Origin of the sequence: Roseinatronobacter alkalisoli (genome assembly GCF_028745735.1) — a bacterium.
GTDB classification, from domain to species: domain Bacteria; phylum Pseudomonadota; class Alphaproteobacteria; order Rhodobacterales; family Rhodobacteraceae; genus Roseinatronobacter; species Roseinatronobacter alkalisoli.
In genome coordinates this window covers 42,231-57,922 of sequence record NZ_JAQZSM010000016.1, presented here as the reverse complement: position 1 = coordinate 57,922, position 15,692 = coordinate 42,231, and the positions used below count along the sequence as shown (strand labels likewise).

Below are 15,692 nucleotides of genomic sequence, written 5' to 3'. Positions count from 1 at the left end.
GGCCGCAACTGCACCCCGGCCTTGTACGCGCCTGCTGTGCCGCGCTTTCAAGGCTACATCATTGATGCTGGCAGGGTCGGGGGGGACAGGACAGCACAACAAGGGTGACGTGCGATGCACGCAGGCCGGAAGCTATTGTCATGAACGAATTTAATGGCGCACCCGACAGGATTCGAACCTGTGACCTCTGCCTTCGGAGGGCAGCGCTCTATCCAGCTGAGCTACGGGTGCCGCATGTCGTCTATAGGCGGGCAGGAAACCCGATGCAATCGGGTTTTTCACGCGAACAGATCATGGCACAATTCCAGTGCCTCTATCAGTTTATCCACATCTTCGCGGGTATTATACAGCGCAAATGACGCCCGGCACGTGGCCGACAGCCCCAGATGGTCCATCAGGGGGGCGGCGCAATGCTGCCCCGCGCGCACGGCTATGCCCTTCTTGTCCAGCACCGTAGAAATGTCATGCGCATGCGCGGCCCCTTCCAGCGTGAAGCTGAAAATCGCGCCTTTGCCGGGTGCCGTTCCCTGAACATTCAGCCAGTTCAGCCCCGCTAGACGGCTGGTCGCATAGTCACGCAGATCCGCCTCATGTGCAGCAATGGTCTGCATGCCCAGACCCGTCATATAGTCAATCGCAACCCCCAGCCCGATCTGCTGGACAATGCCGGGCGTGCCCGCTTCGAATTTATGGGGGGGGTCGTTATAGATAACGGACTCCCGCGTAACCTCGCGGATCATGTCGCCACCGCCCATGAAGGGGCGCATCTGGGCCTGACGGTCACGCCGGATATATATCGCCCCGGATGCAGACGGCCCATAAAGCTTGTGGCCCGTCACCGCATAGAAATCACAGCCAATGGCCTGCATATCCACCGGCATATGCACTGCCGCCTGCGACCCGTCGACCAGCACCGGCACGCCCTTTGCCTGCGCCCCTGCACAGATGGCGCGCACATCGACAACCGTGCCCAACACATTCGACATATGCGTAATGGCCACCAGCTTCGTGCGCGGACCGATCGCGTCAATCACGGCTTGCGGATCAAGGCTGCCATCAGCGGCGGTATCCACCCATCTGATGACCGCACCCTGACGTTCGCGCAGGAAATGCCAGGGCACAATATTGGCGTGATGCTCCATGATCGACAGGACAATCTCGTCGCCGGGTTCAAACCGCGGCATCGCCCACCCATAAGCCACCAGATTAATGCCTTCGGTCGTGCCTGTCGTATAAATGATCTCATCTTCATGCGCGGCATTCAGAAAACGCTGCAAGGTACCGCGCACAGCTTCGTATTTGTCGGTTGCCAGATTGGACAGATAGTGCAGGCCGCGATGAACATTGGAATATTCCTCGGCATATGCGCGGGTAACCGCATCAATCACCACCTGCGGCTTCTGCGCTGACGCGCCGCTATCCAGATAAACCAGCGGCTTGCCATTCACCTGACGCGCCAGAATCGGAAAATCCGCGCGGACAGCATTTACGTCCAGCATCACATTGCCCCCTCGGGGCCAAAACCCAGCAAGACCAGCAGGAACGCCAGCGCCATCGCCACCCCGAAAAACGAAAAGATGATCCCCACAAAGACCTTCAGCCCCGATGTGAACCCATGCAGCACCAGTACGAAATTCGTCAGCAGCCACAGAAACACCGCCAGCGCGAGCAGCGTAATCATGCCAAACAGCGGCGGGATCAGGATCAGCGCAGCAATCTGGACAAACTGCAGCACAAGCATGACGAACTGCAGCCAGGCCAGTAACAGCAAGGTGTCAGGAAAACTGCCCTTGCCTCCCAGTGCGCGCCCGACGCCCTGCACCGCAACCACCATCCCCAGCAGAACAGACGTCTGGAACATGGCCATGAACAGCAGCCCGCCACCCATCATCGCTTCGCCGTCTTCCATCAGCAGGACGGATACCTGCCCCAGAAACACACTCAGCACGACAACGATGACAAATCCCAGCCACCGCGCATCATCCGGCACATCCAGCGCAATCAGCCGTGCGGCAGCCTCGCGCGGGCGGGTCAGTGTCAGCCGCACAAGGGCGCTGACAGCGGCAATATTCAACTGCATGACGGGTGTCCCTTCGTGCTTGCCATCATCGGGGCGTCCCGTGGCCATCCTGCACAAGCCTGATCGCCGCCCTTACCCCGAAACCCAGTATGTAGATGAAAGCGCCCGCCACGACAAACCCGAAAGCCTGCACTGCGCCAACTGGTCCCAGCAAGGCCGACAGCCCCCCCTGTACCAGCATCAGCGGCGTCACCGCCAGCAATGCCCAGAACAGCGCCAACCGCGCCCAAAGTCCAGGCACCGGCATGCGCGCCAGCCGCAACCCGCCCTGCAACGCCCAGGCCAATGCATACAGAATCAGCGGCAACAGGAACATGACAGCAAAAAGCGCCCCACCCATGCGCTGCTCGAACGTCACCGACGGGTCAAGCGTTGCGTCCCGCGACAAGCGTGGCCATTGCGCTACGAAAATCAGACCGCAGGACAGAAGATTGAAAAACAGCACCTGTGGTTCACGCACCCCCTGCCCCAGCAGACCCCGCACAACCTGCGCCGGATCACGGTAGCTTCGTGCAATATTCAGCGTCAGGGACATCGCGCCATCCATCTTTGCGACATATATTCATTCTGGTCAAAATATCCCGGGGGGTGGGCGCGGCCCGCTAGGGCCGTGACTGGGGGGCAGCGCCCCCCACCCGCAGCACCGGCGCGACATCCCGGTTCAGGAATGGCGCTGCAGCCAGCTTTCCATGCGCCCGCGTAAATCCTCGGCCAGATCGGGATCGGCTATTTCGTCCAGCGCTTCGGCCAGAAAGGCCAGCACCAGCAGCATCTTTGCCTTTGCTTCGGGCACCCCGCGTGCACGCAGATAGAATAGCTGCGCGGGATCAATTTCGCCCGATGTGGACCCATGGCTGCATTTCACATCATCAGCATAGATTTCCAGTTCCGGCTTGGCCAGAAACTGGGCATTTTCATCCAGCAACAACGCCTGGCTGATCTGGTAGCCGTCGGTCTGCTGGGCGGCCTGTTCGACCAGAATCTTGCCCTGAAACACACCCACAGCGCCGTTGCGCAGCACTTTCTTGAAAACCTGACGGCTTTCGCCCCCCTGCGCGCCATGGGTGACAAACACTGTGTCATCATGGTGAAACGCACCATCGCCCACAGTCGCGCCCGCAATATGCGCAGAGCCGCCCTGCCCATCCAGCCAGATCATGGCTTCATTGCGCACCAGCCGACCATTCGCAGTCAGGGTAAAGGATTTCAGCTGCGCTCCTTGCCCCAGTTGCGCGAACAGATGCGCACTGCCTGCGCGGTCATGATCGCGCCCTTGCGTGCGCACATGATGCAGCGTACCGCCTGCGCCGATTTCGGCTTCGATCACCTGATTGAAACGCGCTGCAACCGGCCCGTTTTCCAGCAATGTCAGTTCCGCCCCCTGCTCGACACGCACAATATGATGCATGATGGCATCGGCATGCTCGTGGCTGCGCAGATAGACCAGCGCGACCGGCTTCGCGGCCTTGGCTGTCGCGCGGATCAGGACACCTTGCTGTGCAAAGGCGGTGTTGAACGCGGCCAGCGGGCGTTCTACAGGCAATTGCCCGCGCGCTTCCAGCTTGCCATATATGTCCTGCGCCCAATGCAGGTCTGTGTTCGCCACATCCAGCAACAGGCTGATTTCCACACCGGCCAGCGCGGGATCATCCGACGCGAGCGCATCAAACACACCATCCACGAAGACCAGTTTCACACGGTCCACCGCGGAAAACGCAGGTTCTTCATCGGTGATTTTCAGCACTTTGGCCGCGGCAAACTGATCAGATGTCAGATCACGCGGATCAGTGTAGCGCCAGTATTCATCGCGCTTGACCGGCAGCCCCATATCCAGCAGCCGCGCCCTTGCCGCTGTGCGGGCGCGGGTTACCCAGCCCCCGCCCTGCGGCAACGACAGCGCCGCAAGACGGGCCTGCGCGGCATCGCGTTTCTGCGCTTTCAGCTTCGCCCGCGGCATCATCAGCTTGCCTCCGCCATCAGGTCTGCATAGCCGTTCTCTTCGACTTCCAGCGCCAGTTCGGGGCCGCCCGACTTGATGATGCGCCCCTCACTCATGATATGGACAAAATCGGGTTTGATATGGTTCAGCAGGCGCTGGTAATGGGTGATGACCAGAAAGGACCGGCCCGCATCGCGCAGCGCGTTCACGCCGTCGCTGACTAGTTTCATCGCATCCACATCCAGACCGGAATCGGTTTCGTCCAGAATGCACATCTTGGGTTCCAGCATCGCCATTTGCAGGATTTCGTTGCGCTTCTTCTCGCCACCCGAAAAGCCCACATTGACCGGGCGTTTCAGCATATCCGCATCGATCTGCAATTCCTTGGCTTTCGCGCGGATGATTTTCAGGAACTCACCGGCTGACAGTTCTTCTTCGCCACGCGCCTTGCGCTGCGCGTTTACCGCCGTGCGCAAAAAGGTCATGTTGCCAACACCCGGAATTTCAACCGGATACTGGAACGCCAGAAACAGGCCAGCGGCCGCACGTTCCTCTGGCTCCATCTCCAGCAGATCAGCCCCTTCCAGCGTGGCGCCGCCTTGGGTGACTTCATAACCATCACGGCCCGACAGGACATAGGACAGGGTGGACTTGCCCGACCCGTTCGGCCCCATGATGGCATGCACCTCTCCGGGGTTGATGGTCAGCGACAGACCCTTGAGGATCTTCACCTCGGAATCGTCTTCAAGTTCCGCGTGCAGGTTATTGATTTCCAGCATATTCTTTTCCTTACCTCAGGCGCTGCGCGCCATATTCCTCTGGGCTTTAGCCCACTGACCCTTCCAGCGAGATCGCAACCAGCGCCTGCGCTTCCATGGCGAATTCCATCGGCAGTTCCTGCAACACCTCCTTGCAGAACCCGTTCACAACCAGCGCGACCGCCTCTTCCTCATCCATCCCGCGTTGGCGGCAATAGAACAGCTGGTCGTCATCCACCTTGGAGGTTGTCGCTTCATGCTCTACCCGACTCGATGCATTGCGCACTTCGATATAAGGCACCGTATGCGCGCCGCATTTGTCGCCGATCAGCAGGCTGTCGCATTGCGTGTAATTGCGCGAATTCGTCGCTTTCGGGTGCATCGATACAAGGCCCCGATAGGTATTCTGCGCATGGCCTGCCGAAATCCCCTTCGACACGATACGTGAGCGTGAATTCTTACCCAGATGCACCATTTTCGTGCCGGTGTCGGCCTGTTGCCAGTTATTGGCGATGGCGATCGAATAAAACTCACCCTGCGTGTCATCCCCGCGCAGAATGCAGGACGGGTATTTCCATGTGATGGCCGAACCCGTTTCCACCTGCGTCCACATCACTTTGGCGCGGTCCTCACGGCAATCGGCGCGTTTGGTGACGAAGTTGTAGATCCCGCCCTTGCCGTTTTCATCACCGGGAAACCAGTTCTGCACTGTCGAATATTTGACATCTGCATCTTCCAGAATGACAATTTCAACCACGGCGGCATGCAACTGCGTCGTGTCCCGCTTGGGCGCAGTACACCCTTCAAGATAGCTGACAGAAGCCCCTTTTTCCGCCACAATCAATGTGCGTTCAAACTGGCCGGTATTTTCGGCATTGATGCGGAAATAGGTCGACAATTCCATCGGGCATTTCACACCGGCAGGGATATAGACAAAGCTGCCATCGGAAAACACGGCCGAATTCAGCGCGGCAAAGTAATTGTCATTCTGCGGCACGACAGACCCAAGATATTTCTTCACCAGATCGGGATGGTCCTGCACCGCTTCCGAGATGGAACAGAAGATGACGCCCGCCTTCTTCAGCTCGTCCTTGAAGGTGGTGCCAAGGGACACGGAATCAAACACCGCATCGACGGCCACCTTGCGGCCCTCATCCGCGCCCTCGACACCCGCAAGGATCATCTGCTCCTTCAGCGGAATGCCCAGTTTCGCATAGGTTTCCAGCAGCTTGGGATCCACATCATCTAGGGATTTCGGCTTTTCAACCATGGATTTCGGTTTCGCGTAATAATACTGCTCCTGATAGTCGATCTCCGGAATCTTCAGCATCGCCCAATCGGGGGATTCCATGGTCAGCCAACGCCGATAGGCCTCCAGCCGCCATTCCAGCAGCCATTCCGGCTCCTTGTTCTTTTCCGAAATCAGGCGCACGATATCCTCATTCAGCCCTTTGGGGGCGAATTCCATCTCGATATCGGTTTCCCAGCCATGCTTATATGTGCCCGCCATCGACTGCACGGTTTCGACAGTCTCGCGGTCCACACCTTCGCGCAGCTGGGTTTCATCCAATGCAACCATGTCTTTTCCCTTCTTCGCGCCAGCCCCGCGGGCGGCGCTCTCTCAATTCAGGCCGCGCCCCTTGCAGCAACGCGGCGGTAGTCCTTCAGCCATGCCTCAGCAAAGCGCAGCACATCCTCTTCCGTCACATCCGGCCCCAGCGACACACGAATCGCCCCCGCCGCAGTGGCCGCGTCATACCCCATCGCCTGCAGCACCGCCGATGCCCGCAGCTTACCCGATGAACAGGCGGACCCTGCGGAAATAGCGAACCCGGCAAGGTCCATCTGCATCACCTGCAATTCGCCCTTCCAGCCCGGTGTCGCCAGGCAAAGCGTGTTGGGCAAACGTGGCACATCTTTCCCGACTAAAATAGTCTTGCTTGCAGCACTGTCCAGAGCCTCTTCTAGAATATTTCTAATTACAGATACATCTTTCCAGACCCCATTGGCAAGATCGCGTGACGCTGCTTCCGCCGCTGCGCCGAAACCTGCTATGCCGATGACATTCTCTGTACCCGCACGGCGGCCCATTTCCTGGCCCCCGCCCTTCAACTGCGCGGCCAGTTCTGTCCCCGGGGCCATGACCAGCGCGCCAATGCCTTTCGGCCCGCCCAGCTTATGCGCCGAAACCAGCCCCATCTGCACATTCAGCCAGTTGAACGCGAAGGGCAGCTTGCCAAACCCCTGTGTCAGATCGCTGACCGCCAACCCCGCAGGCAGGTCCTGAACGATACCGGTTTCCGAATTCGCCAGCTGTAATGTCGCGCGCTCCGGCGCGGATGGGTACACATGCCCCTGCGCGTCCACCTCCAGCGCGTCATCACTCCAGGCGCGCACTGCCTCATGCTCGATCATGGCGCCCGACAATCCGCGGCCCCCAAGCGCCAGCGCCGCAGCCTCTGTCGCCCCGGAAGTGAAGACAATCTCGGCCCCCTCTGCCCCCAGTGCCGCTGCGACCTGCGCACGCGCCTTCTCGATCAACGCGCGGGCGCGCCGCCCCTCCGCATGCACCGAAGACGGGTTTCCCGTGACATCCATCGCCGCAACCATCGCCGCGCGCGCCTCCGGCCGCAACGGCGTGGTGGCATTATAATCCAGATAGACACGGCGCATCATGGTTCCTTAGTATTTCAGTCTGGCCCAAATATCCCGGGGAGTCACCGCAGGTGACGGGGCAGCGCCCCTATCTATTCATCCACGACCTCGAATAATGTTGGAACTGCCGGACAAGGGGTCAGGCTGTTACCCGCAACATCCGACAGCCGGGTCTGATGAAGGAAAACATAGACATGTGCCGACAACCCCTCCCACAAGCGGTTGGTCAGCGATTGCGCCCGCGACCCCGACACCCCGCCGGATGCGCCCGCGCCGGAATGCATGGCGCTGACGGTTTCATCCACCGCTTCCAGCACTTCGGACACGCGGATACTGTCCGCCCCGCGCGCCAGGCGGTACCCGCCCCCGGGGCCGCGTACTGATTCGACCAGCCCCGCGCGGCGCAGCTTCACGAAAAGCTGCTCCAGATAGGCCAGCGACACGCTTTGACGCACTGAAATCTCATTCAGGGAAATCAGCTTTCCCTCTGGCGCAAGTGCCAGATCTATCAGCGCAACCATGGCATACCGCCCCTTGGTGGAAAGCTTCATTCCCCTGTCCCCCGAATTCTGTCCTCAAACCGCAGCCCTGTCGCAATCATACCCGCAGCACCGCCGACAGAGTTTCATAGCCCGTCATTGCGCCGCAGCACCAGCTTAAAGGTTGACGCGGGCAGGCCACGCGCCTAAGTCTATGCGGCCAAACAGCTGGCAAAATCCCGCCGACAACGGATGATTTAGAATTCTTCTAAATATACCATAGGAAAGAGTCAAGAATACATGCAGCCGCTGTACATCCCTGACCTACTATTTTCCGTTGCCGCGCCGATGCCACATAATCCCGACAGGTAAGCCCATGCCCGAGATCATTTTCCCCGGCCCTGAAGGCCGCCTTGAAGGCCGCTATCACCCGCAGCCCAACCGTGACGCCCCGATTGCCATTGTGTTGCACCCGCATCCACAATTCGGCGGCACCATGAACAACAAGGTTGTCTACAACCTGCATTACGCCTTTCACAAGATGGGCTTTTCGGTGATGCGGTTCAATTTCCGCGGCGTCGGCCGGTCGCAGGGCGAATATGATCAGGGCGTGGGCGAATTGTCCGATGCCGCTGCCGCGCTCGATTACATGCAGGCCCTGTCGCATAATGTGCGCCATTGCTGGGTTGCGGGGTTCAGCTTTGGCGCATGGATCGGCATGCAGCTTCTGATGCGCCGCCCCGATATTACCGGTTTCGTTTCGGTGGCCCCGCCGGCGAATCTTTATGATTTCAGCTTTCTCGCCCCCTGCCCGGCATCCGGGTTGATTATCAATGGCAGCGCCGACCGCGTAGCGCCGCCGCGCGACACCCGCACACTGGTATCCAAACTGCAGGAACAGCGTGGCATCACGATCACGCATTCCGAAATCGAGGGCGCGGACCATTTCTTCAAGGACGAAGAAACCCATATGCAGCCCATGCTGAACACGGTTTCCAGCTATGTTGCACACCGGCTGACAGAAAGCACCCGCTGAACGGACTGCGCCTGCCGCGTCGTATTGCGTAACAGGCCGCACCGGCTGGGCAGTACAGCCCCGCATATTTTTCGTATACAACGGCATACAGTACTTTGCATCCCGCAATGAATAGGGTATGAGGGCGCAAATCGACTCATTCCAAAAAGGCGAGGATCACATGAGCAAGATCAAGGTAGCAAACCCGGTCGTGGAACTTGACGGCGATGAAATGACCCGGATCATCTGGGATTTCATCAAGAAGAAACTGATCCTGCCCTATCTGGATATTGACCTGAAATATTACGACCTGGGCATTGAAGAACGCGACCGCACCGACGACCAGATCACCGTTGATGCCGCCAATGCCATCAAGCAATATGGTGTAGGCGTCAAATGCGCGACCATCACCCCCGATGAAGACCGCGTCGAAGAATTCGGTCTGAAGCGCATGTATCGTTCGCCCAACGGCACCATCCGCAACATTCTGGGCGGCGTCATTTTCCGCGAACCGATCATCTGCCGCAATGTACCGCGCCTTGTTCCCGGCTGGACACAGCCCATCGTCGTGGGCCGCCACGCATTCGGCGACCAGTATCGCGCGACCGATTTCCGCTTTCCGGGCGCGGGCAAGCTGACGATCAAATTCGTGGGCGATGACGGCGAAACCATCGAACATGAAGTGTTCCAGGCCCCCGGTGCCGGTGTCACCATGGCGATGTACAACCTTGACGATTCGATCCGCGATTTCGCGCGGGCGTCCATGAACTATGGCCTGGCGCGCGGCTGGCCGGTCTATCTGTCCACCAAGAACACCATTCTGAAGGCCTATGACGGGCGCTTCAAAGACCTGTTCCAGGAAGTATTCGAGGCCGAATTTGCCGACAAGTTCAAGGCAGCGGGCATCACCTATGAACACCGTCTGATCGATGACATGGTGGCCTGCGCGATGAAATGGTCGGGCGGCTATGTCTGGGCCTGCAAGAACTATGATGGCGATGTGCAGTCCGACACGGTTGCGCAGGGCTTTGGCAGCCTTGGCCTGATGACCAGCCAGCTGATGACCCCCGATGGCCAGATCGTCGAGGCAGAGGCCGCGCATGGCACAGTCACCCGCCATTACCGCCAGCATCAGGCGGGCAAGGAAACCTCGACCAACTCCATCGCGTCGATCTTTGCATGGACCGGCGGCCTGAAGCACCGCGCCAAGCTGGATGACAATGCAGAGCTGCTGAAATTCGCTGAAACGCTGGAAAAGGTGACTGTCCAGACTGTCGAAGACGGGTTCATGACCAAAGATCTGGCGCTTCTGGTCGGACCTGACCAGAAATGGCTGACCACCATGGGCTATCTGGAAAAGGTTGATGAATACCTGAACAAGGCACTGGCCTGACCCACACTGCACTGAACCGACGTGAAAAAGGGGGCATCTGCCCCCTCTTTCTATGCCCTGCGCGAAGCTGTGATCTTTGCTTTGTTGCCCTGCCCGCGCTTGCCAGCTAGATGATGCGATAAGTGCACACAGGACAAACCCGATGCAGATTCCCCATCTTCTTCGCAAAGGCGCGGCCCTCGGCGCGTTTTTGCTGCTGTCGGCCTGCCAGATGGCCCCGGTTGTTCTGGCCCCGCCACCGCCCGCGGCCACCACAGCACCGGGACCAGCCGTCACCCGCAGCCAATTCGGCGCTGTCGTGGCGCGTATGCGCCCCGTCGCCACACAGGTCTGCCGCGAACGCAGCCCGCATCTGGACTGCAATTTCAACGTTGTCCTGGACGACCGGCCCGGCCAGCCGCCAAATGCCTTTCACACCCGCGATGCACAGGGGCGGCCCATTATCGCCTTTACCGAAGCGTTGCTGCGTGAGCTGCGCAGCGCGGACGAAGTTGCGCTGATTTTCGGGCATGAGGCGGCGCATCACATTGCCGACCACCTGCCACGCATGCAGAATCAGGCGATGACCGGCGCGCTTCTGGGCGGGTTGGTGGCCACATTGTCCGGCGCAGACCAGCCCACCGCGCAGCGCATCGTCAATGCAAGTGCCACTGTCGGCGCAAGGCGGTATTCCAAACCGTTCGAGCTGGAAGCCGACCGCCTCGGTGCGTTGATTGCGGCACGCGGGGGGTATGACCCGCTGGCCGCAGCCGCATTGTTCCGCCGCATCCCCGACCCAGGCAACCAGTTTCTGGGAACCCACCCGCCCAACGCCGAACGCCTGCGCGAAATCGAACGCGCGGTTGCCGACATGGCAGCGGGTCGCTCCTTCTGAAGGATACGCAATGCACTGGCTTTATCTGGCAATCGCCATCATGTTCGAAACGCTGGGCACGACAGCACTGAAAGCCAGCGATGGCATGACACGCCTGTTCCCCGCGACGGGGGCCATTCTGGCCTATGCGCTGTCATTCTGGCTGCTGTCGCTGGTGCTGCGCATAATCCCGGTTGGCGTTGCCTATGCCATCTGGGCGGGGCTTGGCATCTGCCTGATTTCCTTTCTGGGCTGGATCATCTTCGGACAGAAACTGGATGCGCCCGCCATCATCGGGATTTCGCTTATCATCGCGGGCATTCTTGTCATCAACCTGTTCAGCGCCAGGGTCTGACCGCATGACCGATACCCCCCGCCATACCCGCATAGAAGATGCACAAGGGCTGGTCTTCGGGACCGCCATGTGCGCTTTCGGAATTCTGGTGCTGACCGGTGCGGGGCTGGTCACCGGCCAGACCGCCGGATTGGCGGTGCTGATCGCCTATGCGACAGGATGGGGTTTCGGGCCGGTCTTCTTTGTCATCAATATTCCGTTCTACGTTCTGGCATGGCACAGGCTGGGACCGGAATTCACCATCAAGACGCTGATCTCGGTCACGCTGATTTCGGTCATGTCGGGGTTCATGGGCGATCTGGTCACCGTGATCCCGCAAAACCCCGCCGTTGCGGCAGTGCTGTTCGGCATGATTACCGGTGCCGGGCTGCTGGCCATTTTCCGCCACCGCGCCAGCCTCGGCGGCGTGGGCATTGTGGCCTATGACCTGCAGGAACGCTTCGGCTGGCGTGCGGGGCTGGTACAACTGGGCTTCGATCTGGTGCTGTTTGCTGTCGCATTCCTGATATTGCCTCCTGATCTGGTCCTGTGGTCACTGCTGGGCGCGATAGTGCTGAATGCGATACTGGCCATCAATCATCGCCGTGACCATTATATCGCAACGTAACGCGATCAGGGCTGGCATTTCAGGCAATCTTCGGCTAATGCGGCGGCGCAGCATGAAAAGGCACTTTTGTTATGGACCTTCGCAATATCGCGATTATCGCCCACGTTGACCACGGCAAGACGACACTTGTCGATGAACTTCTGAAGCAATCGGGCACCTACCGCGAAAATCAGGCCACCACTGAACGCGCAATGGACAGCAATGATCTGGAACGCGAACGCGGAATCACGATTCTGGCCAAAGCCACGTCGGTTGAATGGAAAGACACGCGCATCAATATCGTGGACACCCCCGGCCACGCCGATTTCGGCGGAGAGGTGGAACGCATCCTGTCCATGGTCGATGGCGTTGTTCTGCTGGTCGATGCTGCCGAAGGCCCTATGCCGCAAACCAAATTCGTGACATCCAAAGCGTTGGCGCTGGGGCTGCGTCCGATTGTCCTTCTCAACAAGGTGGACAAACCCGCAGCCGACGCCGACCGCGCACTGGATGAGGTATTCGACCTGTTCGCCAATCTGGGCGCCAGCGATGAACAGCTTGATTTCCCTGTGCTTTACGCCTCCGGCATCAATGGCTGGGCCGATGCGGAACTTGACGGTCCGCGCAAGGACATGTCGGCATTGTTCGACCTTGTCGTGGCCCATGTGCCCGCCCCTGCACAAGTTGCGGCGCGCGCGGAACCGTTCCGCATGCTGGCCACTACCCTGTCGGCGGATCCCTATCTGGGCCGCATCCTGACCGGCCGTGTTGAATCCGGCACGCTGAAGGCAGGCGAAACCATCAAGGCGCTGTCGCGCGACAGCAAGAAGCTCGAACAATTCCGCGTCACCAAGGTTCTGGCCTTTCGCGGCCTTGGCCAACAACCCATCGACGCTGCCGAAGCAGGCGACATCGTGACCCTTGCCGGCATGTCGAAAGCCACGGTTGCCGACACCCTCTGTGCATTGGATGTCGAAACAGCACTTGATGCACAGCCCATCGACCCGCCGACTATCAGCGTCACCTTCGGCATCAATGATTCGCCCCTTGCCGGCCGTGACGGCTCCAAGGTGCAAAGCCGCATCATCCGCGAACGCCTGATGCGTGAAGCAGAACTGAACGTAGCGATCAAAGTCAGTGACACACCAGGCGGCGAAGCCTTCGAGGTGGCAGGCCGTGGCGAATTGCAAATGGGCGTGCTGATCGAAAACATGCGCCGCGAAGGGTTCGAACTGTCCATCTCGCGCCCTCGCGTGCTGATGCGCAACGAAGACGGCCAGCGGCTGGAACCGATCGAGGAAGCCACAATCGATGTCGATGACGAATATACCGGCACTGTCATCGAAAAGCTGACCGGCCCGCGTAAGGGCGAACTGGTCGAAATGAAACCCGCAGGCGCAGGCAAGACGCGCATCATCGCGCATGTCCCGTCGCGCGGGTTGATCGGCTATCACGGCGAATTCCTGACCGACACGCGCGGCACCGGGGTTCTGAACCGCGTGTTCCACGAATGGGCACCTTATAAAGGGGCAATTCCGGGCCGCCGCGAAGGGGTGCTGATCTCCATGGAGGATGGCACCGCCGTCGCCTATGCGCTGTGGAACCTCGAAGATCGCGGGCGCATGTTCATCAATCCCCAGGAACCGGTCTATCAGGGCATGATCATCGGCGAACATTCGCGCGACAATGATCTGGAAGTGAACCCCCTGAAGGGCAAGAAACTGACCAATGTGCGCGCCTCCGGCACCGATGATGCGGTAAAACTGACCCCGCCCACCATCATGTCGCTGGAACAGGCGATCGCCTATATCGATGATGATGAACTGGTCGAAGTGACGCCAAACGCCATCCGGCTGCGCAAACGCTTCCTTGACCCGCATGAACGCAAGCGCCAGGCCAAAGCCAGCGCCTGAACAGGCAGACAAGCAAACTCCAATGAAAGGCCATCTCACGATGGCCTTTTTTCAACGCCCCATCACCCTGCCGCTTTCATTCTGGCATAAATATCCAACAAAGCGCGCGTTTTCACATGTCGTGCAGACATATGCGCGGACACGCCCGCACGGGTTTCTCAAGGGGGGTCCCCCCTTGAGGCAGGGGGTTTGGGGGGCAGCCGCCCCCCAAGCCGCCCCCGGAAAATCCACGAGAGTTCAGATCGCGCGCAAACCGGTCCTGAACCGGCCCATATTCGCACGATATCCCGCTGCAGATTGCAGCAACTGGGCGCGCGCCGCGTCATCCAGTTGCCGCACCACCCGTCCCGGCGCGCCCATCACCAATGACCCGTCAGGAATTTCCTTGCCCTCGGTCACCAGCGCCCCTGCGCCGATCAGACAGCCCTTGCCGATAGTCGCACCATTCAGAACCGTCGCGCCCATCCCCACAAGCGAACCATCGCCGATGGTACAGCCATGCAGGATCGCCTTATGCCCGATGGTGCAGTTCTCACCAACGCGCAACGGATAGCCCATATCCGTGTGCAGAACGCAGTTTTCCTGAATATTGGATCCCGCCCCGATCATCAGGGGTTCATTATCGCCCCGCAAGGTGCATCCGAACCAGATTGAAACGCCCTGCCCCAACACCACATTCCCGATGACATGCGCCCCCGGTGCCACCCAGAAATCCCCATCCGCAGGTACATCAGGCCGCTGCCCGTCCAGTTCATACAGCATCATTCCCCCCGAACGCGCGCAGACGTTCAATCAGGCTGGATGTGTCCCAGCGCCCGCCGCCCATGCGCTGAACATCCTTGTAGAACTGATCAATCAATGCTGTGACAGGCAAGGATGCGCCCACATCTTCCGCCGCAGCCAGACAGATGGCCAGATCCTTGCGCATCCAGTCCACAGCAAACCCGTGATTGAATTCACCATCCAGCATCGTGGCGTGGCGGTTTGCCATCTGCCATGATCCCGCCGCGCCCTGGCTGATGACCTCGACCACGGCGCGGCCATCCATGCCCGATTTCTCGCCGAAATGCAGTGCCTCTGCCAGCCCCTGAACAAGGCCCGCAATGCAGATCTGGTTCATCATCTTGGCAATCTGCCCGGCACCGCTGTCGCCCATGCGTCTGCACACGCGGGCATAGGCCCCCATGACCGGCTCCGCGCGTTCAAAGGTTGCCGCATCCCCCCCGCACATGATCGACAGAACCCCGTTTTCGGCCCCCGCCTGCCCGCCCGAAACCGGCGCATCCACGAAACCCACGCCCTGCGCATCGGCAATGCCGTGCAATTCACGGGCTACCTGTGCCGACACGGTTGTATGGTCCACGAAGACCGTGCCCGTCCCCATCCCGGCAAAAGCCCCGTCTTCGCCCAGACAGACATTGCGCAAGTCATCATCATTGCCCACACAGGCCATCACAAATTCAGCGCCTTGTGCAGCCGCGCGCGGGGTTTTCGCCCAATCACCACCATGTGCAGCCCCCCAGGCTTTTGCCTTGGTGGTGGTGCGGTTATAGACTGTGACGTCATGGCCGACACGGGCCAGATGCCCCGCCATTGGTCCGCCCATGACCCCCAGCCCCAGAAACGCGATTTTTGCCATTGCCCGGCCTTTCCCATACTTGTGATT

16 protein-coding genes and 1 tRNA gene are annotated in these 15,692 nt (G+C 59.7%); 6 read left to right on the top strand and 11 right to left on the bottom strand.

What is annotated here, in order from left to right:
• Positions 1 to 154: 154 nt before the first annotated feature.
• The 9 genes from PUT78_RS15635 to iscR form a co-directional block, all read right to left on the bottom strand.
• Positions 155 to 231 (bottom strand) — tRNA-Arg (locus PUT78_RS15635).
• Between the two features lie 47 nt (positions 232 to 278).
• Positions 279 to 1,499: a cysteine desulfurase gene (locus PUT78_RS15630; RefSeq protein ID WP_274353206.1), complete on the bottom strand. Its 1,221-nt coding sequence runs from the start codon at positions 1,497 to 1,499 to the stop codon at positions 279 to 281.
• Positions 1,499 to 2,128, bottom strand: a complete 630-nt coding sequence (locus tag PUT78_RS15625; protein ID WP_274353205.1) for a Yip1 family protein — start codon at positions 2,126 to 2,128, stop codon at positions 1,499 to 1,501. Before PUT78_RS15625 ends, PUT78_RS15630 begins: the two co-directional genes overlap by 1 nt.
• Positions 2,106 to 2,615 carry a YIP1 family protein gene (locus PUT78_RS15620; protein WP_274353204.1) on the bottom strand — a complete coding sequence of 170 codons (510 nt, stop codon included), beginning with the start codon at positions 2,613 to 2,615 and terminating at the stop codon, positions 2,106 to 2,108. The genes PUT78_RS15625 and PUT78_RS15620 overlap by 23 nt, the downstream gene beginning before the upstream one ends.
• Positions 2,616 to 2,741: 126 nt before the next feature.
• Complete coding sequence (locus PUT78_RS15615) at positions 2,742 to 4,037, bottom strand: SufB/SufD family protein (RefSeq protein ID WP_274353253.1); 1,296 nt, start codon at positions 4,035 to 4,037, stop codon at positions 2,742 to 2,744.
• Between the two features lie 2 nt (positions 4,038 to 4,039).
• The gene (sufC, locus tag PUT78_RS15610; protein WP_274353203.1) at positions 4,040 to 4,798 is read right to left on the bottom strand and encodes a Fe-S cluster assembly ATPase SufC; all 759 of its coding nucleotides are present in this window, start codon (positions 4,796 to 4,798) and stop codon (positions 4,040 to 4,042) included.
• Between the two features lie 46 nt (positions 4,799 to 4,844).
• Positions 4,845 to 6,356, bottom strand: a complete 1,512-nt coding sequence (gene sufB / locus PUT78_RS15605; RefSeq protein ID WP_274353202.1) for a Fe-S cluster assembly protein SufB — start codon at positions 6,354 to 6,356, stop codon at positions 4,845 to 4,847.
• Between the two features lie 47 nt (positions 6,357 to 6,403).
• A complete protein-coding gene (locus PUT78_RS15600) occupies positions 6,404 to 7,450 on the bottom strand; it encodes a cysteine desulfurase family protein (protein WP_274353252.1) in 1,047 nt (348 codons plus the stop codon).
• Positions 7,451 to 7,524: 74 nt separating this feature from the next.
• The gene (iscR, locus tag PUT78_RS15595; RefSeq protein WP_274353201.1) at positions 7,525 to 7,983 is read right to left on the bottom strand and encodes a Fe-S cluster assembly transcriptional regulator IscR; all 459 of its coding nucleotides are present in this window, start codon (positions 7,981 to 7,983) and stop codon (positions 7,525 to 7,527) included.
• Between the two features lie 304 nt (positions 7,984 to 8,287).
• Between iscR and PUT78_RS15590 the strand changes: the two genes are divergently transcribed.
• The 6 genes from PUT78_RS15590 (at position 8,288) to typA (ending at position 14,026) form a co-directional block, all read left to right on the top strand.
• A complete protein-coding gene (locus PUT78_RS15590; protein ID WP_274353200.1) occupies positions 8,288 to 8,947 on the top strand; it encodes an alpha/beta hydrolase in 660 nt (219 codons plus the stop codon).
• A gap of 160 nt (positions 8,948 to 9,107) precedes the next feature.
• Positions 9,108 to 10,319, top strand: a complete 1,212-nt coding sequence (locus tag PUT78_RS15585) for an NADP-dependent isocitrate dehydrogenase (protein WP_274353199.1) — start codon at positions 9,108 to 9,110, stop codon at positions 10,317 to 10,319.
• A gap of 142 nt (positions 10,320 to 10,461) precedes the next feature.
• On the top strand, positions 10,462 to 11,193 hold the full coding sequence (locus PUT78_RS15580) for a M48 family metalloprotease (RefSeq protein ID WP_274353198.1): 732 nt from the start codon (positions 10,462 to 10,464) through the stop codon (positions 11,191 to 11,193).
• 10 nt (positions 11,194 to 11,203) lie between these two features.
• The gene (locus tag PUT78_RS15575) at positions 11,204 to 11,527 is read left to right on the top strand and encodes an SMR family transporter (protein WP_274353197.1); all 324 of its coding nucleotides are present in this window, start codon (positions 11,204 to 11,206) and stop codon (positions 11,525 to 11,527) included.
• Between the two features lie 4 nt (positions 11,528 to 11,531).
• The gene (locus PUT78_RS15570; RefSeq protein ID WP_274353196.1) at positions 11,532 to 12,134 is read left to right on the top strand and encodes a YitT family protein; all 603 of its coding nucleotides are present in this window, start codon (positions 11,532 to 11,534) and stop codon (positions 12,132 to 12,134) included.
• Between the two features lie 71 nt (positions 12,135 to 12,205).
• Positions 12,206 to 14,026 carry a translational GTPase TypA gene (typA, locus tag PUT78_RS15565; RefSeq protein WP_274353195.1) on the top strand — a complete coding sequence of 607 codons (1,821 nt, stop codon included), beginning with the start codon at positions 12,206 to 12,208 and terminating at the stop codon, positions 14,024 to 14,026.
• 237 nt (positions 14,027 to 14,263) lie between these two features.
• Here the strand turns inward: typA and PUT78_RS15560 are convergent, their stop codons facing one another.
• Together PUT78_RS15560 and PUT78_RS15555 are read right to left on the bottom strand one after the other, a co-directional pair.
• Positions 14,264 to 14,788, bottom strand: coding sequence for a gamma carbonic anhydrase family protein (locus tag PUT78_RS15560; protein ID WP_274353251.1), 525 nt, complete (start codon positions 14,786 to 14,788; stop codon positions 14,264 to 14,266).
• A complete protein-coding gene (locus PUT78_RS15555) occupies positions 14,778 to 15,665 on the bottom strand; it encodes an NAD(P)-dependent oxidoreductase (RefSeq protein WP_274353194.1) in 888 nt (295 codons plus the stop codon). The genes PUT78_RS15560 and PUT78_RS15555 overlap by 11 nt, the downstream gene beginning before the upstream one ends.
• Positions 15,666 to 15,692: the final 27 nt, after the last annotated feature.